Source organism: Serpentinimonas maccroryi, assembly GCF_000828915.1.
Classification (GTDB): Bacteria; Pseudomonadota; Gammaproteobacteria; order Burkholderiales; family Burkholderiaceae_C; genus Serpentinimonas; species Serpentinimonas maccroryi.
The window spans coordinates 1,684,257-1,703,241 of sequence record NZ_AP014569.1; the positions used below are offsets into that span (position 1 = coordinate 1,684,257).

14 protein-coding genes are annotated in these 18,985 nt (G+C 66.6%); 2 read left to right on the plus strand and 12 right to left on the minus strand.

The window, feature by feature from the left end:
• Positions 1 to 21: 21 nt before the first annotated feature.
• From SMCB_RS07770 to SMCB_RS07790, 5 genes are all read right to left on the minus strand, one after another.
• Positions 22 to 1,365 (minus strand): branched-chain amino acid ABC transporter permease, encoded by a 1,344-nt coding sequence (locus SMCB_RS07770; protein WP_045536076.1) that lies wholly within the window; start codon positions 1,363 to 1,365, stop codon positions 22 to 24.
• The gene (locus SMCB_RS07775; protein ID WP_045536078.1) at positions 1,362 to 2,375 is read right to left on the minus strand and encodes a branched-chain amino acid ABC transporter permease; all 1,014 of its coding nucleotides are present in this window, start codon (positions 2,373 to 2,375) and stop codon (positions 1,362 to 1,364) included. Before SMCB_RS07775 ends, SMCB_RS07770 begins: the two co-directional genes overlap by 4 nt.
• 6 nt (positions 2,376 to 2,381) lie before the next feature.
• The gene (locus SMCB_RS07780; RefSeq protein ID WP_045536081.1) at positions 2,382 to 3,086 is read right to left on the minus strand and encodes an ABC transporter ATP-binding protein; all 705 of its coding nucleotides are present in this window, start codon (positions 3,084 to 3,086) and stop codon (positions 2,382 to 2,384) included.
• Positions 3,083 to 3,865, minus strand: coding sequence for an ABC transporter ATP-binding protein (locus SMCB_RS07785; protein ID WP_045536083.1), 783 nt, complete (start codon positions 3,863 to 3,865; stop codon positions 3,083 to 3,085). Before SMCB_RS07785 ends, SMCB_RS07780 begins: the two co-directional genes overlap by 4 nt.
• Positions 3,866 to 3,972: 107 nt before the next feature.
• Entirely contained in the window at positions 3,973 to 5,193 is a 1,221-nt protein-coding gene (locus tag SMCB_RS07790) for an ABC transporter substrate-binding protein (RefSeq protein ID WP_197539292.1), read from the minus strand.
• 269 nt (positions 5,194 to 5,462) lie between these two features.
• Between SMCB_RS07790 and SMCB_RS07795 the strand changes: the two genes are divergently transcribed.
• On the plus strand, positions 5,463 to 7,151 hold the full coding sequence (locus SMCB_RS07795; RefSeq protein WP_052468456.1) for a tetratricopeptide repeat protein: 1,689 nt from the start codon (positions 5,463 to 5,465) through the stop codon (positions 7,149 to 7,151).
• Positions 7,152 to 7,211: 60 nt separating this feature from the next.
• On the opposite strand, the gene SMCB_RS07800 is transcribed toward SMCB_RS07795, so the two are convergent.
• Genes SMCB_RS07800 through SMCB_RS07825 form a run of 6 tightly spaced genes read right to left on the minus strand, consistent with a single transcriptional unit; the run spans position 7,212 to position 12,186 of the window.
• Positions 7,212 to 8,015, minus strand: coding sequence for a lysophospholipid acyltransferase family protein (locus SMCB_RS07800; RefSeq protein WP_045536085.1), 804 nt, complete (start codon positions 8,013 to 8,015; stop codon positions 7,212 to 7,214).
• A gap of 19 nt (positions 8,016 to 8,034) precedes the next feature.
• Entirely contained in the window at positions 8,035 to 9,405 is a 1,371-nt protein-coding gene (locus tag SMCB_RS07805; protein WP_045536087.1) for a dihydroorotase, read from the minus strand.
• A 21-nt stretch (positions 9,406 to 9,426) separates the two neighbouring features.
• Positions 9,427 to 10,383 carry an aspartate carbamoyltransferase catalytic subunit gene (locus tag SMCB_RS07810; RefSeq protein ID WP_045536089.1) on the minus strand — a complete coding sequence of 319 codons (957 nt, stop codon included), beginning with the start codon at positions 10,381 to 10,383 and terminating at the stop codon, positions 9,427 to 9,429.
• Positions 10,380 to 10,940 (minus strand): bifunctional pyr operon transcriptional regulator/uracil phosphoribosyltransferase PyrR, encoded by a 561-nt coding sequence (gene pyrR / locus SMCB_RS07815; protein ID WP_082027307.1) that lies wholly within the window; start codon positions 10,938 to 10,940, stop codon positions 10,380 to 10,382. The genes SMCB_RS07810 and pyrR overlap by 4 nt, the downstream gene beginning before the upstream one ends.
• Positions 10,937 to 11,404 (minus strand): Holliday junction resolvase RuvX, encoded by a 468-nt coding sequence (gene ruvX / locus SMCB_RS07820; RefSeq protein ID WP_045536091.1) that lies wholly within the window; start codon positions 11,402 to 11,404, stop codon positions 10,937 to 10,939. Before ruvX ends, pyrR begins: the two co-directional genes overlap by 4 nt.
• Positions 11,401 to 12,186: a YqgE/AlgH family protein gene (locus SMCB_RS07825; RefSeq protein WP_045537855.1), complete on the minus strand. Its 786-nt coding sequence runs from the start codon at positions 12,184 to 12,186 to the stop codon at positions 11,401 to 11,403. Before SMCB_RS07825 ends, ruvX begins: the two co-directional genes overlap by 4 nt.
• Before the next feature lie 26 nt (positions 12,187 to 12,212).
• Between SMCB_RS07825 and SMCB_RS07830 the strand changes: the two genes are divergently transcribed.
• Positions 12,213 to 13,712: a cryptochrome/photolyase family protein gene (locus SMCB_RS07830; RefSeq protein ID WP_045536093.1), complete on the plus strand. Its 1,500-nt coding sequence runs from the start codon at positions 12,213 to 12,215 to the stop codon at positions 13,710 to 13,712.
• Here SMCB_RS07830 and SMCB_RS12190 read toward each other — a convergent pair.
• Positions 13,709 to 18,967, minus strand: coding sequence for a hybrid sensor histidine kinase/response regulator (locus SMCB_RS12190; RefSeq protein ID WP_231851182.1), 5,259 nt, complete (start codon positions 18,965 to 18,967; stop codon positions 13,709 to 13,711). The two genes, SMCB_RS07830 and SMCB_RS12190, sit on opposite strands and share 4 nt — an antisense overlap.
• Positions 18,968 to 18,985: the final 18 nt, after the last annotated feature.

The following is an 18,985-nucleotide window of genomic DNA, read 5'->3' on the forward strand; positions in this document are numbered from 1 at the left end:
CCGCGACCGGGAGCTGCTGCGCTAGCGCCGCAGCGAATGCGGCCGTTCGCTGCGCTCCGGAATCAGGCCGTGCGGCCTAAAGCGCAACACCAGCAGCAAGATCATGCCCATCACCATCAGCCGGATGTGCGCCGCGCCTTCGAGCAGGTGCGCGCGCAGCCAGCTCTCGGCCGGCAGCGTGCCGGTGACGACGTCCATAAACCACAACCCGATCGGTTCGGCCTGCACCCAGAAGAACCAGATCAGGAAGCCGCCCAGAATGGCGCCCAGGTTGTTGCCCGAGCCGCCCACGATCACCATGACCCAGATCAGGAAGGTGAAGCGCAGCGGGTTGTAGGCGTTGGGCGTGAACTGGCCGTCGATGGTCACCAGCATGGCGCCGGCCACGCCGATGATGGCCGAGCCGAGCACGAACACCTGCAGGTGGCGGCCGGTCACGTCTTTGCCCATGGCCTCGGCGGCGGTTTCGTTGTCGCGGATGGCGCGCATCATGCGGCCCCAGGGCGAGTGGATCGCGCTTTGCGCCAGCCAGAATAGCAGCAGCAGCACCCCCAGCGCCAGGCCGAGGTAGCCGAGCTTGACCGTGATCGAGGCCAGATCGGGCACCGTGGTGCCCAGGCGCAGCGCCCACTCCTGCACCCAGGCGGTTTGCTGCAGGTCGATCTCTTGCGGCAGCGGGCGCGGCAGGCCGTTGACGTTGTTGACCCCGCGCGTGAGCCACTCCTCGAAGCGCAGCACCGACAGGATGATCTCGGCGATGCCCAGCGTGGCGATGGCCAGGTAGTCGGAGCGCAGCCCGAGCGTGATCTTGCCGATCAGCCACGCCGCCCCGGCAGCAAAAAAGCCACCCACCACCCACGAGAGCATGATCGGCAAGCCGGCCCCGCCGAGGTAGCCGGTGGCGGCCGGGTTCACGGCCTCGATCAGCTCCACCGCCGGGTCAAAGAACTGGCGCGTGATGAGGTAGCCGCCCAGCAAGATCAGCACCATGGCCCACATGCGCGCGCGGCCTCGGCGCATGCGCTGATAAACCAGCAGCGCCACGGCCAGCGTGGCCAGCGACAGCAGCACCGAAGCGATGATGCCCGAGCCCCCGGCCTGCCAGGCCTCGGGGGTGGGCGGCATCGAGACCAGCACGGCCGCGATCCCTCCCAGCGCCGCAAAACCCATCAGGCCGACGTTGAACAGGCCGGCGTAGCCCCACTGCACGTTCAGGCCCAGCGCCATGATGGCGCCGATGACGCAGTAGATGGCGATGGTCAGCGCCAGCGACCAACTCTGCAACACCCCCACCAGCACCAGCGCCAAGCCCATGAGGCCAAACAGCGTCGGCGCCCCGATGTAGCGATTCAACCAGGCGTTCATACCGATTTGCCTCCGAACAGGCCGGTGGGCCGTATCAGCAGCACCAGCACCAAAATGACGAACGAGACCGCAAACTTGTAGTCGGTCGAGAGCAGCTGCATCAAACCCACCGGCTCCCACGCTTCAGGGCCGAGGTAATCGAGCACCTGCCGGTAGGCGTAAGTCACCAGTACCTCGGAAAAGGCAACGATGAAGCCACCCGCAATCGCCCCCAGCGGGCTCCCCAAACCGCCGACGATGGCGGCAGCAAAGATGGGCAACAGCAACTGGAAGTAGGTGAAGGGCCTAAAGCCCTTGTCGAGCCCGTACAGCACCCCGGCCACGGTGGCCAGCGCCGCCGCCAGCACCCAGGTGATCAGCACCACCCGCTCTGGGTTGATGCCCGAGAGCAGCGCCAGGTTCTCGTTGTCGGAGTAGGCGCGCATCGACTTGCCGGTGCGGCTGCGCTCGAGAAACCAGAACAGCGCCACGACGATGACGAGCGCGCTCACCAGCGTCAGCGCCTGGCTGGTGCGAAAGGCGATGCCGCGCTCCAACCCGGTGAACTCGCGAAATTGCGCCACGGTAAAGATGAAGCGCTCGCCATCGACAAAGTGTTGTTCGCCCGGCCCGATGACGAAGCGCACGATGCCGTTGAGCAGGAACATCACCCCCACCGAGCAGATCAGGAACACCACCGCCGGGGCTTTCTTGACCCGGTGGTAGCGATAGACCCAGCGGTCCGAGAGCAGCGCGAAACCCACCGTGACCAGCACCGCCACCGGTATGGCCAGCAGCGCAGTGGGCAAAAAGCCCAGGCTCACGCCTTTGGCCTGCAGCCACCAAGTGAACAAAATGGCAATCATGGTACCAAAAGCCATGGTGTCGCCGTGGGCGAAGTTGGAAAAGCGCAAGATGCCATAGACCAGCGTCACGCCCAAAGCGCCGAGCGCGAGCTGGCTGCCGTAGACGGCTGCGGGCAGCAGCACGAAGTTGGTAAAAAGCGCCAAGGCGTTGAGGATATCGTCCATGTTTTTTTAACCTCCAAGGAAGGTGCGCCGCACCTCGGGGTTGGCCAGCAAGGCCGCGCCGCTGTCGGTGTAGCGGTTGCTGCCCTGCACCAGCACGTAGCCCTTGTCGGCGATGTTGAGCGCCTGGCGCGCGTTTTGCTCGACCATCAAAATCGCGATGCCGCTGCGCGCGACCTCGATGATGCGGTCAAACAGTTCGTCCATGACGATCGGCGACACGCCGGCCGTGGGTTCGTCGAGCATCAGCAGCTTGGGCTGGGTCATGAGGGCGCGCCCGACCGCCACCTGCTGGCGCTGCCCACCCGAGAGCTGGCCGGCCGGCTGGCGCCGCTTTTCCTTGAGCACCGGAAACAGCGCATAGACCTGCTCGAGCGAGTGCCGAATGTCGTCGCGCCGGATGAAAGCGCCCATCTCGAGGTTTTCTTCGACGCTCATCGAGGTAAACACGTTGTGCGTCTGCGGCACGAAGCCCATGCCCTTGAGCACGCGCTGCTGCGGGCTCAAAGCGCCGATGTCCTCGCCGTTGAAGCGCACCTGGCCGTGGCGCAGGTTGAGCAGTCCGAAGATGGCTTTCATGGCGGTTGATTTGCCGGCGCCGTTGGGCCCGACGATGACCGCGATCTGGCCTTGCTCTACAGCAATGGTGCAGTCGTGCAGGATGTCGCTGCCGCCGTAGCCGCCGGTCATGTGTTCTGCGATCAGAAAGCTCATGGCGCCGCCCCCGGTTTGTTCTTCAGGCCGCGGCCCAAGTAGGCTTCGATGACTTGCTCGTTGGCGATCACTTCGGCGGCGCTGCCCTGCGCCAGCACCCGGCCTTCGGCCATCACGATCACCGGGTCGCACAGGCGGCCGATGAAGTCCATGTCGTGCTCGATCATGCAAAAGGTGTAGCCGCGCTCGCGGTTCAGGCGCAAAATCGCGTCGCCCAAGGTGTTGAGCAGGGTGCGGTTGACGCCGGCCCCGACTTCGTCCAGAAACACGATCTTGGCCTCGGTCATCATGGTGCGCCCGAGCTCGAGCAGCTTTTTTTGCCCGCCCGAGAGGTTGCCGGCCAGTTCGTCGGCCACGGCTTCGATCTGCAAAAAGCGGATCACATCGTCGGCCTTGGCGCGCACCGCTGCTTCTTCGGCGCGCACCTGGCCCGGGCGCAACCAAGTGCCCAGCAGCGTCTCGCCGCTCTGGCGCGGAGGCACCATCATCAGGTTTTCGCGCACCGTCAGGGTGGCAAACTCGTGCGCGATCTGGAACGTGCGCAGCAAGCCCTTGGCAAACAACTGGTGCGGCGCCAGCCCGGTGATGTCGGCGCCGTCGAGCAGCACGCGCCCCGCCGTGGGCTGGTAATGCCCGGCGATGACGTTGAACAGCGTGGTCTTGCCGGCGCCGTTGGGGCCGATCAGGCCGGTGATGCGCCCGGCCTCGATGGTCAGCGACACGTCATCGACGGCGCGGATGCCACCAAACTGCATCCGTAGGTTTTGGACTTCTATCATGGCTACAAAACAAACGGCCCGCACCGATTGGGCGGACCGTTTTGTTGGGCGTGGACTAAAAGGGCGCCAGCGCCCCTTTGCAAGGGCGGCTGGCTGCGGATTAACGGTCAGCGAAAGCCCGTGGTTTCCATGCGGCCGTTGCGCACTTCGATGAGCCTAAAGCCACCGGCCGATTCGCCGGGGGGGATCAGGCGCACGGCCGAGGCCCCTTCGTAGTTGATGCGCCCGCCGGCCGCCAGAATGCGCAGCCCGCGCGCCAGATCACCGGCGTTGATGGTCTCGCCGGGGCCGTTGGCCACCGCCATGATGTGCTCGCGCACCCGTGCGCTGTCGGTCGAGTTGGCCGACTGCATGGCCAACAAAATCAGCGCAGCGGCATCATAAGACTCGTAGGTGTATGGGCCGATGCGGATATTGGCCGCGCGCGCCAGTGCCTCGAAGCGGGTGCCGCCGGGGCTTTCGGAGCCAGGCTTGGTACCGAAGGAGCCGTTCAGGCCCGCGCCGATGGCCGGTGGCAGGCTGTCGCCGATCATGCCGTCGGGCAGGAAGAAGCGGCTGAAGGCGCCGCTGTCGAGCGCCGAACGGATGATGCCGCGCCCGCCTTGATCGACGTAGCCCGCCACGATCAGGATTTCACCCCCGGCAGCGGCCAGCGCCGCCACTTCGGCGGTGTAGTCGCCCTTGCCGTCTTCGTGCGCAGCCGAAATGGTGATGCGCCCGCCCAAACGCTCGAAGTTGCTGCGGATGCTGCTCGACAAGCCGCGGCCGTAGTCGTTGTTGGTGAAGGTCATGGCGGCGCGCGTAATGCCGCGCTCGCGCAGCAGCTCAGCGATCACTTCGCCTTGGCGCGCATCCGACGGTGCGGTGCGGAAGAAGAAGTCGTTGTCGCGCACACCCGTGAGGGCCGGCGAGGTCGAGGACGGCGAGACCATCAGCACGCCGCGCGGCACGGCCACGTTTTGCAGCACGGCCGTGGTGGCACCCGAGCAGTCGGCGCCGACGATGGCGTTCACGCGCTCGGCCGTGATCAGGCGCTGCGCGGCGGCGGTGGCGGCGGCGGCATCGACGCAGGTCGAGTCGGCGCGCACCGCTTCCACGCGCGTGCCGCGCAGGAACAGGCCGCTGGCGTTGACCTCGCGGATCGCCAACTCGGCGCTGGCGGCCATGGCCGGGGTAAGCGACTCGATCGGGCCGGTAAAGCCCAACAGCACACCCAAGCGCACCGGGTTGGCGGTGGCGGCTGCAGCGGCAGCCGGTGCCGGGGTCTGGGCCTGGGCTGCAAAGCCCAAGCTGGCCGCCAAGGCGGCGATGGCAAAGATCTTTTTCAAGCAAAACTCCTTGTAGAGTGGAGGGTAAAGGTTAAGCAAAATGCCCATCAAAACAACCAGGGTGTCAATCTTAGCAGCAGTTGGTTCAGGCTTTCATGAAATTGACACGCTGCCATGGGAAAGCTGGAGCACAACAAGATGCAAATGTTTGCGCGCCAGACACCAACATCAAAAGCAATAAGTGTGCCTGGTATTGCGCTGCCCTGCTGCCCCAAATGGGTGCACGCCCGCCTCGGTTACAGTCGCTTTCAAATCCCGCCCGCCCTTTCATGAACCGGCCCCTTGCTCCGCCCCCGCCCGCTTCTGCGCCCAACCGTCCGCGCGCACTGCACCAGTCGGCGGCCTTGGTGGTCGATGGCAACCCGAGCACGCGCATGACTCTGGCCGGCCAGTTGCGCGGCATGGGCTTGCAGTCGGTGAGCCAAACCAGCCGCATCAGCGAGGCGCGGCGCGAACTGGAGCGCAACCCCTTCGACGTGGTGATCTGTGGCGACCAGTTCCCCAAGGGCGGCGGCAGCGGCCAAGAGCTGCTCGACGACCTGCGCCGCAGCGGGCTGCTGCCCTACGCCACGGTGTTTATTTTGCTTACCGACGAAGCCACTTACCTCAAAGTGAGCGAAGCCGCCGAGTCCTCGGTGGACAGCTACATCGTGCGCCCTTACTCGGCCGGCAGCCTGTACGACCGCATCGAGCAGGCGCGGCTGCGCAAGGCCGCGCTGCTGCCCATCTACCAAGCGCTGGAAGCACAGCAGCCCGAAGAAGCGGTGCGGCTGGCGCACGAACGCGTGGCCGCGCGCGGGCCGCAGTGGCAACAAGCGGGCCGCCTGGGGGCCGAGGTGCTGCTGCGGCTCGAGCGCATGGACGAGGCGCGCGCCTTGTTTCAACTGCTGTGGGACGCCGACCCCAAGCCCTGGGCCTTGCTCGGCGTGGCGCGCGCGCAGCTCGACGCTGGCGCCACCCACGCGGCCCTGCAGACCCTCAAGGCCTTGATCGAAGCCGCCCCCGACTACCCCGAGGCCTACGACGTGTTGGGCCGCGCCCAATTGGAGCTGGGCCAGTTTCAAGAGGCACTATCGACCCTGCACAAAGCGCTGACCCTCACCCCAATGGCCATCGGCCGCCAGCAGCGGCTGGGCATGCTGGCCTTTTTTTGCGGCGATCGCGAACGCGCTTTTGAGCTGCTGGAGCGCTCCACCTACCTCGGGCTGGATTCCAAAATGTTCGACAGCGAGTGCCTCCTGCTGTTGGCCCTGTCGGCCTATGCGCACCAGCAACCGGCGCAACTCGAGCGCCACCAAGCCGAGCTGCGCAAACGCCTGCGCGCCACCCCGCACGATCTGCGCTTGCAACGCTGCACCGACCTGATCGCCGCCTTGTCCCACGACCAACAAGGGCAGGTGGACAAAGCCCGCAACCTGATTGCCCAAGCGTGCCAGCAGATCGACGCACCGACCTTCGACATGGAGGCCGCCTGCAACCTGCTCTGCGCCTTGGCCTACCTAGGGCAGCGCCAAAGGGATCTGCTGCCAGACCCGAAAGCGATCGATCGCATGGGGCGCCGCTTTGCCACCAGCAAAGCCATGGGCGACCTCTTGGCCAACGCCGCCAGCGCCCACCCTCCGTTTGTCGAGCGCCTGCAGCAGGCTCAGGATCACATGGTGGAATTGATCGAGCGCACGCTCAAGGCCGCCAACGGCGGCGAGCCCAAAACTGCCTTTGCCGAGTTGCTGCGCACCGCCCAAGGCTCGTTAAACGCCCGAGCAGTAGAGACGGCCTGGCTGGTGCTGCAGCGCTATGGCAGCGACATTGCCGCCTCCGACAGCCAGCGCACGCAGCTGGCGCAACTGCGCGCCGACTATGGCACCGCGCGCAGCAAACCGGCGCTGGGCGACCCGCGGCTGCGTCCGGCGGGCGGAGTCAACCTAGGTGCAATGGACCGACCGCCAGCGCCCGAGTGACACACCCAGCCAAGGCCCCCAGCCCCGAACCACAATCAGGCCGTTTTTTGATCCGGACGGTCAGGCGTTTTTTTTCCAGCGCGGCGGCTCGCCGGTGCGCGGCAGCAAGGGCTGGTCGGCCAAGCGGCCGATCTCGGTGCGCAGCGACTCGGCCCAGGCGCGGCGGTCGCGCCCTTGCGCCGCATCGGGCTCGCCCCAGTGCAAGGTGGCTTGCAGGTCGCGGGCGCAAACGATGCGCCAGACCGACGCAAAAAGGTTGGTGTTGCCGCAGTACACCGGCGCCTCGTGGCGCGCCGCCTCGCCCAGCAGCGCCTGCCCGTGGCCGTGCAGATAGACCACGGCCACGGGCAGGATTGGGCAGTCGGCATCCACCGCCGCCTGCAACAGGGAGGCATGAAAGGGCAGAATGCCCTGCCCGTCGCCCGTGGTGCCCTCAGGGAACAGCGCCACCAGATCGCCCGCACGCAACGCGGCAGAAGCCTGCTGCGCCACGCGCAGCGCGTCGCTGCGCTTTTGGCGCTCGATGAACAAGGTGCCGGCGCGCTCGACCAAGGTGCCCAGCACCGGCCAGCGCCGCACCTCGGCCTTGGAGATAAAGCGGCACGGCTGGCTGGCGTTGATGATCAAAATATCGAGCCAGGAAATGTGGTTGCAGATCACCAACAAGGGCCCGGCGGAGGGCGGCTCGCACAGCACCTGCAGCCGCACCCCCATGATCGCCAGCGCCTGCTGCGTCCAAGCGCGCACAATGCGCTCGCGCTCGGGCGCCCCGAGCTTGGGGAAACGGTACAGCAGCAGGTACAGGGCCCAAAAGATATGGCCCGCCAGCCGCAGCAGGCGCCCGATGGCGCGCACGCGCTTCATGTATTAAGCCACCGCCGCATCAAGCCCGGCGCGGCTGCGCCGCGTCATAGACCACCTGCCCGCCCACCAGCGTGGCGCGCACGCTGGCCGGCAGCTCGCGTCCGTCGAAGGGGGTGGTGCGGCCTTGGCTGCGCAGCGCGCCGGCGGCCACCGTCCAAGGGCGCCGGGGGTCGATCAGGCACAGGTCGGCCACACCGCCTTCGCTGATGCGGCCCAAGCTGTCTTGCAGCGAGCCCAGGCTGCCCCCCAGCACCCGCGCCGGCCCGGCGGTGAGCACCTCGAGCGCGCGCAGCAGCGGCAGCCGCTCTTGTTCGGCCCACAGCAAGGCCAGACCCGCCAGCAGCTCAACCGCCGTGGCGCCCGGTTCGGCCTCGGCAAAGGGCAGCACCTTGGCGTCGGCCGCCACCGGGTTGTGGTCCGACACCAGCGCGTCGATGGTGCCGTCGGCCAGCGCGGCGCGCAGCGCGGCGCGGTCGCTGGGCTGGCGCAGCGGCGGCTGCAGGCGCGCGCGGGTGTCGTAGTGGCCGATGTCGGTGTCGCACAGGTGCAGGTTGTGCACGCTCACGTCGCAGCTCAGTGGCAAACCGGCCGCCTTGGCCTGACGCACCAGTTCGACCGCAGCGGCCGAACTGAGCCGGCACAGGTGCAGGCGCAGCCCCGGCCCGGATCTCGAGGCGCTGGCGTGCACGCCACGCAGCAGCTCCAGCGCGGTGTGCACCGCCAGCACCTCGGCCGCCACGGGTATGCCGCTCAAGCCCATGCGCGTAGCCAGCGGGCCGCTGGCCACCACGCCTTGGCCCAGCCAGAAGTCTTGCGGCCGCAGCCAAACGCTGTAGCCAAAGGTGGCGGCGTACTGGAAAGCGCGCTGCAACACCTGGGTGTTGACGATCGGCAGCTCGGCCTGCCCAAAGCCGATGCAGCCGGCCTGGCTGAGCTGCACCATCTCGGTCAGCGCCTCGCCCTTGAGGCCGCGCGTGAGCGCACCGAGCGGAAACACGCGCGCTTGGCGCAGCTTTTGCGCCCGCGCCTTGAGCATGTCCACCAGGCCGGACTCGTCGAGCACCGGGTCGGTGTCGGGCGGGCAGACCAGGCTGGTGACGCCGCCGGCCAGCGCCGCCCCCAGCTCGGACTCCAGCATGCCGGCGTGCTCCTGCCCCGGCTCGCGCAGGCGCAGGCACAGGTCCACCAGGCCGGGCACGACCAAGCAGCCGCTGGCGTCGAGCACCCGCTCGGGCGCAGAATCGGACGCAGATTCTGACGCAGTATTGGGCCACGCCGCGCCCGGCTCCGCGATGCGCACGATGCGCCCGCCGGCGATGGCCACGTCGGCCAGCCGATCGGTCTGGCTGGCCGGGTCGATCAGCCGCCCGCCCCGAATCAGTGTCTTCATGCTTGCTGCTCCGCTGTTCGTTTAGGCTTCATTGGCGGCGACGATGCCCATCACCGCCATGCGCACCGCGATGCCAAAGGTCACTTGCGCCAGCACCACGCTCTGCGCGCCATCGACCACGCTGGAGTCGATCTCGACGCCGCGGTTGACCGGCCCCGGGTGCATCACGATCGCGTCGGGCTTGGCCCAGCGCAGCCGCTCGGGCGTGAGGCCAAAGCATTGAAAATACTCTTGGCTCGAAGGCAGCAGGGCGCCGTTCATGCGCTCGTTTTGCAGCCGCAGTGCGATCACCACGTCGCAGCCGCGGATGCCCTGCTCCAGGTCGTGGCAGACGCGCACCCCCATCGAGGCCAGATCGGCGGGCACCAGCGTGCGCGGCCCGACCACGCGCACGTCGGGGCAGCCCAAGGTGCGCAGGGCGTGGATGTCGGAGCGCGCCACGCGCGAATGCAGCACGTCGCCGACGATGGCCACCGACAACTGGCTGAAGTCGCCCTTGTGGTGGCGGATGGTGTACATGTCCAGCAGCCCCTGCGTGGGGTGGGCGTGGCGCCCGTCGCCGGCGTTGATCACATGCACGTGCGGCGCCACGTGCTGCGCGATCAGGTAGGGCGCGCCCGATTCGCTGTGGCGCACGACAAAGATGTCGGCCGCCATGGCGCTCAGGTTGGCGATGGTGTCGAGCAGCGATTCGCCCTTGGCCGCCGAGCTGCGCCCGATGTCGAGGTTGATCACGTCGGCCGACAGGCGCGTGGCGGCGATCTCGAAGGTGGTGCGGGTGCGGGTGCTGTTCTCGAAAAACAGGTTGAACACGCTCTTGCCGCGCAGCAGCGGCACTTTTTTGACTTCGCGCTGGTGCACACCCACGAAATTGGCCGCCGTGTCGAGGATGTGCAGCAAAATCTCGCGCGGCAGCCCCTCGGTCGAGAGCAGGTGGACGAGTTCGCCGTGGCGGTTGAGTTGCGGGTTGGGGCTCATGTGGCGCTCCCCTTTAGGCTGCTGCCGGACATAGCGCTGGAAACAGGGCTGGCGGGGGCGACCTCGAAGTCGAAGCCGCCCTCGGCGCGGCGCACCAAGTCAAAGCGCAGCGCGCGGTCCAGCGGCAGCCGCACGGCGGCAAAGTCGGCCGCCAGCGGCAGCTCGCGCCCGCCGCGATCCACCAGCACCGCCAGCCGCACACAGGCTGGGCGACCGTAGTCGTAGAGCTCATTGATCACGGCGCGCAGCGTGCGGCCGGTGTAGAGCACGTCGTCGATCAGCAGCACCTCGGCGCCGCTCACCTCAAAGGGCAGGCTGGTTTGGCCGCCGCGCGCGCGCAGGCCGCGCTGGGCGTAGTCGTCGCGGTGCAGGGCCGACGAAATCACGCCGGCGCGGCCCGGCAAACCCAGCTCGGCGTGCAAGCGCTCGGCCAGCCAGGCCCCGCCGGTGGCCACCCCAACCAGGTGCGGCGTCGTGGCGCTGCCGGCCAGCAGGGTTTGCACGCCGCGCTTGAGCTCGGCGTACAGCTGTTCGGCATCGAGTAGCAAATGGCTCATGGCAGGCTCCTCAAAAACTGCTCCAAGATGATGCAGGCGGCGGCGGCATCGGCGTCACGCGCGCCCTGGCTGTGGGCTTCGGTGCTGCTGTAGCGCTCGTCCACCTCGTACACCGGCAAAGCAAAGCGGCCGCGCAACTGGCGCGCAAATTTTTGCGCCAGCGCCGTGTTGGCGTGTGCAGCGCCGTCGGGGTGGGTGGGAATGCCCACCACCAACGCATCGGGCTGCCATTCGCGCACGCGCGCTTCGATCAGCGGCCAGCGCGCCGCCCCTTCGGCGCGCAGCGTGGGCTGTGGGCTGGCGCTGCGCGTCAGGCGGTTGCCGCTCGCCACGCCGGTGCGCTTGAGCCCCCAGTCAAAGGCCAAAAACCGCTGCTGGCTGTCTGGTACGGACTGCAGCGGGCTGGGTGCCACGGCCGCAGCCAAAGCGGCGTCTGGCGGCGAGACCACGCTGACCGCCGTCATGCATGCCCCGCGCCCGGTGCCAGCATCCACGACTGCAGCCCCAGCAAGGCCATGGCTTTTTCGTAGCGCTGCGCCAGCGGGGTGTCGAAAATCAGGGCCGGGTCGGCGTCTACTGTCAGCCAGCTGTTCTCGCCGATCTCGGACTCGAGCTGGCCCTCGCCCCACGAGGCGTAACCGAGGGTAAACAACATTTTGCTGGGCCCAGCGCCGCAGGCCATGGCCTCGAGCACGTCGCGCGAGCTGGTCATCTCCAGCCCGCTGCCGGCGATTTTGAGGCTGGCCGCGTAGGCGCTGGGCAGCGCCGATGGCGCGCTGGCCTCAGATTGTGCGTCTGGCGGCGCGTCGGGTTGCACATTGGGATCGTCAACGGGCTGCTCGTTGCGCGCCGACGCATCGCGCTCGGGTTGCGCTGCGTCATCGGACTCGAGGCCGGCCAGCGCTTCGCGCAGGGCGCGCGCCACCGCCGGTGGGGTGTGGTCGCTGCCCACCGCCTGCACCGCCCCCATGGCCGGGTGCAGCACAAAGCCGCGGTCGGTTTGCAGCGGCCCGCCGAGCAACACCGGTTGCGGCGCCAGCTCGCTGCGGCGCAGCGGCAAATCGACCTTTTCGAACAACTCGCCCACGGTGAGATGGCTGGGTTTGTTGATGATCAAACCCATGGCCCCGCGCGGCGAGTGCTCGCACAAAAACACCACGCTTTTGCCAAAAAGCTCGTCTTTGAGGCCCGGCATGGCGATTAAAAAATGGTGTGTCAGGTCAGTGGGTGCAAAATCCGAATTCATGCCGTGCATTCTAAGCGCCCACCCACATGACCCTAGCCCCCAAAACCTACCCCAGCGGTCTGGTCTGGCTGCGCCGCGACCTGCGCAGCCACGACCACGCTGCACTGCATCAAGCGCTGCGCCAGTGCCAGCGCGTCTGGTGCGTCTTTGTGTTCGATACCGACATCTTGCAACCGCTGCTCGAGCGCGGCCTGCAGGCGGACCGGCGGGTCGAGTTCATCCACGAGTCGCTCATCGACCTCGACGAGCAGCTGCGCGCGCTCGGGCGCAGCAACGGCACCGAAGGCGTGGGGCTGCTGGTGTGCCACGGCCGCGCCATTGAGCAAATCCCGCGCCTGGCCGCGCAACTGGGCGTGCAGGCGGTGTACGCCAACCACGACCACGAGCCCGCCGCCCTAGCCCGCGATGCCCAGGTGCGCGGCGCGCTGGCGCACGAGGGCGTGCTGCTGCACACCTACAAAGACCAGGTGGTGTTTGAACGCCATGAAATCCTCAACCAAAGCGGGCACGCATTCACCGTGTTCACGCCTTACAAAAAAGCTTGGCTGCAATCGCTCACCCCCAGCCACACGCAGCCGCACCCCGTGGAGCGCTTTGCCGACGCGCTGGCGCCCTGCCCGCCCGGCTTGGCCACCGGGGTGCCGCCGTTGGAAGCGCTCGGCTTTGTGCCCAGCAACCTGCGCGAGCTCAAAATCCGCACCGGCAGCCGCGGCGCGCTGGCGCTGCTGGAAGATTTTTTGGCGCGCATCGAGCACTACGGCCAAACGCGCGACTTCCCCGCCCTCAAAGGCCCCAGCTACCTGAGCGTGCACCTGCGCTTTGGCACCTTGAGCATCCGCCAAGCGGTGCGGCTGGCGCACGATCTGCACCAACAAGGGGTGGCCGGCGCCAGCACTTGGCTCAGCGAGCTGATCTGGCGCGAGTTTTACCAGCAGATACTGGCCCACTTTCCGCACGTGGCCGAGCGCGCCTTCAAGCCCGTCTACGACCGCATCCGCTGGGAGCACGGCAAAACAGCGCAAGCCCACTTTGCCGCTTGGTGCGCGGGCCAGACCGGCTACCCGCTGGTGGATGCGGCCATGCACCAGCTCAACCAGAGCGGCTACATGCACAACCGCCTGCGCATGGTGGCCGCCAGCTTTTTGTGCAAAGACCTGGGGCTGGACTGGCGCTGGGGCGAGCGCTACTTTGCCGATCATTTGATCGACTTCGACCTTGCCGCCAACAACGGCGGCTGGCAGTGGTGCGCCTCCAGCGGCTGCGACGCGCAACCGTACTTCCGCATCTTCAACCCCGTGCTGCAAAGCGAAAAGTTCGACCCCCAAGGCAAATTCATCCGGCGCTATTTGCCGCCATTGGCCAGCCTGCCCGACGCGCAGCTGCACGCACCGTGGCGCGCATCAGCCCACGATCTGGCGGCAGCCGGCGTGGCGCTGGGGCGCAACTACCCGGCGCCGCTGGTGGACCACTTCGAGGCGCGCGCGCTCACGCTCGAGCGCTACGCCGTGGCGCGCACCGAAACCTAGGGCTGAGCGCTGCGCGCACAGGCTTCCCGCACCCAAGCCAGCAGTTCAAGCTCAGAATAGGGCTTGCCCAGGTAATGCTCGACCCCCAGTGTGCGTGCATGCTGGCGGTGCTTTTCAGCCAAGCGCGAGGTGATCATGATGGTCGGTAAATCGGCCCAGCGCGGGTCTAGGCGCATTCGATGCAGCAACTCGAACCCGTCCATGCGCGGCATTTCAATATCGCACAGCATCACTGCGGGCTGCTCGACTGCAAGACGCTGCAAGGCCTGCACACCGTCACTGGCCAGCGCCACGCGATAACCCTCGCGCTGCAGCAAACGCTGGGTGACGCGGCGCACCGTGATGGAGTCGTCTACCACCAGCACCAGCGGGGCCGCTGCAGGCCCGACGGGAGTGGCCTGCGTCGCTGCTGTTTTGCTGGTGGCGCCAGCGCGATGTTCGCGCACCCACTGGCGCGCCGCCTCGGCGCACAAGGCCGTCAGGGCGACCGGGTTGTAGATCAGGCACACGGCACCCGAGGCCAACGCAGTGGCCCCTGCCAAGCCTGGCAAGCCCACCAAAGGCGGGCCCAAGGGCTTGAGCACCACCTCTTGCACCTCAAGCACCTCGTCCACATGCCATGCCACGCGCTGACCCGCACTATAAAACTCAACCACCTGCCACTGCCGTGCCTGCTGCGAGGCCTCATCCGTGCTCTCGGCCGACAAGGCCAACAGTGCCCCAGCCCAATGAAAGGCGATCGGCCCTGCAGCCTCACTAGACCAGCGGCCTCGGACGTAGGCGGCTGTAAGGGCAGGGGCTTGCGCTTGGTGAACTTGCAGCACCAAGTCGGAAGGTACGCCAAAGACAAAATCACCCACACGCAGCATCTGAACCTGGCTAAAGCTGCTGCTGCGAGGCAACCAAAGCCGAAATGCACACCCCCCCGCTGGGGGTGCTAGGCAGTCGATGCGACCACCGAGCGCACGCACCTCGCTGCGCACGGCATCGAGCCCAATGCCACGCCCAGCCACTTGGGTGACCTCATCCGCTGTGCTCAAACCCACAGCAAAAACCAGCCGCTGGGCCTGCTCCAGACTCCATTGCCCGGCCTTCGGATGCAGCCCTAAGGCGATAGCGCGCTGATGTATGCGCTCGCTATCGAGCCCGGCGCCGTCGTCGCTCAAAGTAATGGACAGGTCTTTGTCGTGGGATTGCAGCGCAATCGAAATCCGGCCAGGCAGCGGCTTGCGCAACAGGTGGCGCTGCACATCGGTCTCCAGTCCGTGCACGACCGCGTTGCGCAACAAGTGTTCGAGCACTGGAACCAAACGCTCCAAGACGCTGCGCTCGAGCTCGAGTTCACCGTGTTCTAGGCGCAGTTCCGCCGTTTTTCCACAGTCCTCAGCCGCCAGCCGCACACAGCGCTGCAAGCGCTCGCCCAGCGAATCAAAAGCCACCAGTCGGCTGCGCAACAAATCCCGCTGCAAATCGCGCGTCTGGCGGGTCTGCGCTGCCAAGTTGCCCTCAGCAGACTGCATCGCCCGCTGCAATTGGTGCTGCACCACGGCTACGTCGTTGATCGCTTCAGCCATCAGGCGCGTAAGCTCCTGGGATCGGGTGTAGCGGTCAAGCTCGAGCGGGTCGAAGCGCGGATCGGGAGACGAACCTTGCACCACGGCAGGAGATCTCTGCGATTCGGTCTGCAGTTCAAGTTCGCGCAACTGGCTGCGCAGACGGGCCACGTTGGTGGCCATGTCCTCGAACGAGCGGCGCACACCCAACAAATCCGACTCGATGCGGGTGCGGCTCAGGCTGAGATCGGCGGCGTGCAGCACCAGCCGGTCGAGCCAGTCGGCGCGCACCCTCAGGGTACTGACCACTGGACTCGGTTGCAGCAACTCGGGCGCAAACTCTGCCACCGCATGGCTCGGCCGATGCGCAACTGGAACGTCGGCTTGCGCCTTGACTTTGGCTTGGGCGCTGCGGCGGCGCAGCTGTGCCAGGTCGGCTTCGACCTGCTCCAGCTCTGGCTCGAGCGCATGCAAAGCGGTGGACTCGGGCACATCAGGCAGTGCCAGCACCCGGCTTTCGAGTCGATGCAAGCGCTCTCCCAGCTGCATGGCGCCGGCCAGACGGGCGCTTCCCTTCAAGGTATGCAGATGGCGCAGCAACTCACTGCGTGCCACCCCGTGCTGTGGACGGGCTTTCCACTGACGCAAGGCGGCACCCAGCTGAGGCAACAACTGCTGCGCCTCGTCATCGAAAACGGCAAAAACAGCAGGGTCGAGTACAAGGTCGCTCAGAAAAGCGGGGGCCAACTCAGCCTCGGGCACGACCGTGGACTGCGGCGTTGACGTCACCTCGCCGGATCGATCCCCTGGCGCAGCCCCAGCCACCCGCAATGCACCAGATTCAGAGCGCGTTTCGCTTGATGGCACCAAGCCCGCCAGAGCAGCCAAGGTCTCGGGCTGAGGGTTGCGCAACACACCGGCAGCAAATTGGTGCAGGATTGCGCGCATCTGCTGCGCCGCTTCAATCAAGACCGCCTGCACCGGCTGCTGCAAGCGGGCACCCCCAGCAACCGGCAGCAACCGCTCCAGTGCTTGCTCCAAGGCACGCGCCAGCTGTGACAGACCCTCATGACCCACTGTGGCCGCGCCTCCAGCAAGCGCATGCGACCATTCAAAGAGCGGCGGTACAGTGGCCAGCTCCGGCTGCTCGAGCCCCTGCAGCAGACGGCGCGACCAGTCGTCGGCTTCGGCCAAAAAAACGTTGAACAGATCGAGTTCTATGCGCAGCGGCCCCACTTCCTTGACGGGCTGATCAAGCACGGGCGGCAATTGAAGCGCATCGCGCAGCAGCGGCACGCGCTCGGGGTCGGGCGGTGATTGGAGCGGCAACGAAGCCTCGGCAATCGGTGCAGCCGGGAGCTCGGGTCGCTTGAATTCGACTGTTGACGCCGCATCACTGGCTTGAGTCGATCCAAGGCCGAGAGCCTCGCGGATGCGTTCCAACGCGGTTGCGCACTGCTGCAACAAATCGGGGGTAGCCGGGAGGCGATCGGCCAGCCAGGTGTTGAGCACCTGCTCCACACCCCAGGCCAATTGACCCACCTGCGTCTGGCCCACCATGCGGGCGCTGCCTTTGAGGGTGTGAAAGGCGCGGCGCGTGGCCAGCAGGTTCGGCGCGCTGTCGGGCTGCAATTGCAACGCCGCCAACGATTGCGTGATTTGCTCCTGCAGGGCCTGCGCCTCGTCTAAAAACACCTCAAGCAAATCATCGGACTCGGACAACTCCGAAACAGAATCGGCGTCGGCCTTGGTGACACCGGCTGCATCCACCGCCGCATTGATTTGAGGCGCCGAAGTGGCCGCAGAAGCCACCGGGCGCAACGCCTGCAAGCGTTCGGTTGCAGGGTCAAACGCAAATGCCTCGCTAGCCAGTTCGGTTTGCTGCAACATGGCTTCCAGCAGCAACTCCAAGGCCGAAAAGTTGTCGGCCAACCATTGGGCCGATTCCAACTCTGCGCGCTGCGATGCGCTGGCTGTCTCCAGGGCCGCAAACCAACGCCGCATTGCTCCCAAAGTTGAAACCACAGGCTTCAAGTCCAGCCACTCGGCAATTTTGTACAGCGCATCGAAGCGTGGCCAGATCGCTTCGTCGGGCATGGCTGTCGGGACGCTTTGTTTGGCCTGCAACCAAGTCTCGAGCGCACGCTCGAGCTCGTTCAAATCGCTGCGCATCTGCCCGTACAGTGCGGCTTGGCTTTGGCGCTCGCTGAAGTTGCGGTAGCGCTCGCTCATCCAACTGGGAGCAGGCGGCAGCGGCAGTCCGTGGGCGCAGGCATGCAACCGTTGCAGCAGGTCCTGCTGGCGCTGGTACGCTGCGTTTGCATCAACCCGCTCGGTCGAGCGCGAGTCGGCAGAGTCGATCTGCGGGTGCGCATCGAAGTCATCGAGCTCGGCACCCAGGCACAACAGCGTGCTGGAGACTTCGAGCGCCAGCCCGGGTGGCCATGCAGCAGGGTCATGACTGAGGCCTTGCACCAGGTCGGTGCACACGCGGCCCCAGCTGGTTGCTCTGGATGGGTCTGAAGAGGGGGCAACCGCATCAGCCGACGGCTGAAGGGTCGAATCAGGCACCGCAGACTGGGGCAACCCCTGCCACAAGGCATCTAGGCTGCCACCCAAGCGCTGCATGGCTGCACCAAACTGATCGCCGCCCTCCCCGGCACTCCGGCGCTCCCAGGCCCGTTGGGCCGCATGCAACGCAGACTGTGCCTGTGCAAGCCGCAACGAATCGTCCTGCCCCAAATTTGACTCTGACTGCCCGAGCAAATCTGGTGGCTGCCAGCCATAAGTCTGCCGGATGGCCTGGACATGCAAACTGCCAATCCTGATGGCCGCAGCCGGCAAGTGGGCCACCAAGTACAGCAAGTCGTGGGTGTGGCGTGCCCATGGCTCGAATCGGCCTTGGGCCAGGGCGTTGTATTGCGTCAGCACGCCGGTAACGGCCCGCTTGACGTAGAGCGTGTCGGGCAGACAGCCCTCGGCCAAGGCCTCAAAGCAGGCCGCAGCAGCCAGCCAATACTGTGCCGCTTCGGGCACTGAGGCCCCGCGTGCCAAACCAGCGGTCAAGGGCACCAACGCCGCCGCTGCGGCGGCATCGCGGCTCTTGACCACCGCCAGCACATGGCGCTCGAGCCGGGTGCGCAACGCCGGTTCCGGGGTCAAGGCCGGCCCAGCGGGCAGGGGCACCATGCGCGGCTCGCAGGGCCACAAATCAGCCGGATGAATGCGCGCCGCACCGGCCAGTTGCTGCCATGCCAGATAGGTTGGGTACAGCGCTTGCGGCGACACCGGGCGCTGGCGCAGTTCGCGCCAGAGAAAGTCCAGCAACACCCGGCAGCCGGCGCTGACGGCGGCGGCTGCCGCCTCGGTGGCCAGGGCAGGCTTGGCGATCAGCTTGCCCACAGCCGCCTCCAAGGCGCGCAAGGTCTGAGCGGCTGCGGCCAACTCGACCAATTCCAGCGCCCCCACCGCCTGGTGCAAGCGCTGGCTAAGCAGCCGCAGCTCGCTGGCATCGATCTCGGCCAAGTCGCCGCTGCGAGCCGCCACATTGTCAGAGACAAAGCGCAGCAGCGTGGCATCGGCCTCTTGCAGACACTGGCGCAGCTCTTCGTAAACCCATCCCAGGGGCCCCATACTCACCGCTTCTGACGCAGCAAAGGGCTGCAATCCGGCTTCAAGCGCACTGTGCGGGTTGGTTTGCATGGGGGCGCTGGTTGGATC

Excerpts from the sequence above, each read along its gene's own strand:
- SMCB_RS07770 (WP_045536076.1), bottom strand. The coding sequence starts at position 1,365 with ATGAACGCCTGGTTGAATCGCTACATCGGGGCGCCGACGCTGTTTGGC.
- SMCB_RS07775 (WP_045536078.1), bottom strand. The coding sequence starts at position 2,375 with ATGGACGATATCCTCAACGCCTTGGCGCTTTTTACCAACTTCGTGCTG.
- SMCB_RS07780 (WP_045536081.1), bottom strand. The coding sequence starts at position 3,086 with ATGAGCTTTCTGATCGCAGAACACATGACCGGCGGCTACGGCGGCAGC.
- SMCB_RS07785 (WP_045536083.1), bottom strand. The coding sequence starts at position 3,865 with ATGATAGAAGTCCAAAACCTACGGATGCAGTTTGGTGGCATCCGCGCC.
- SMCB_RS07795 (WP_052468456.1), top strand. The coding sequence starts at position 5,463 with ATGAACCGGCCCCTTGCTCCGCCCCCGCCCGCTTCTGCGCCCAACCGT.
- SMCB_RS07800 (WP_045536085.1), bottom strand. The coding sequence starts at position 8,015 with ATGAAGCGCGTGCGCGCCATCGGGCGCCTGCTGCGGCTGGCGGGCCAT.
- SMCB_RS07805 (WP_045536087.1), bottom strand. The coding sequence starts at position 9,405 with ATGAAGACACTGATTCGGGGCGGGCGGCTGATCGACCCGGCCAGCCAG.
- SMCB_RS07810 (WP_045536089.1), bottom strand. The coding sequence starts at position 10,383 with ATGAGCCCCAACCCGCAACTCAACCGCCACGGCGAACTCGTCCACCTG.
- pyrR (WP_082027307.1), bottom strand. The coding sequence starts at position 10,940 with ATGAGCCATTTGCTACTCGATGCCGAACAGCTGTACGCCGAGCTCAAG.
- ruvX (WP_045536091.1), bottom strand. The coding sequence starts at position 11,404 with ATGACGGCGGTCAGCGTGGTCTCGCCGCCAGACGCCGCTTTGGCTGCG.
- SMCB_RS07825 (WP_045537855.1), bottom strand. The coding sequence starts at position 12,186 with ATGAATTCGGATTTTGCACCCACTGACCTGACACACCATTTTTTAATC.
- SMCB_RS07830 (WP_045536093.1), top strand. The coding sequence starts at position 12,213 with ATGACCCTAGCCCCCAAAACCTACCCCAGCGGTCTGGTCTGGCTGCGC.
- SMCB_RS12190 (WP_231851182.1), bottom strand. The coding sequence starts at position 18,967 with ATGCAAACCAACCCGCACAGTGCGCTTGAAGCCGGATTGCAGCCCTTT.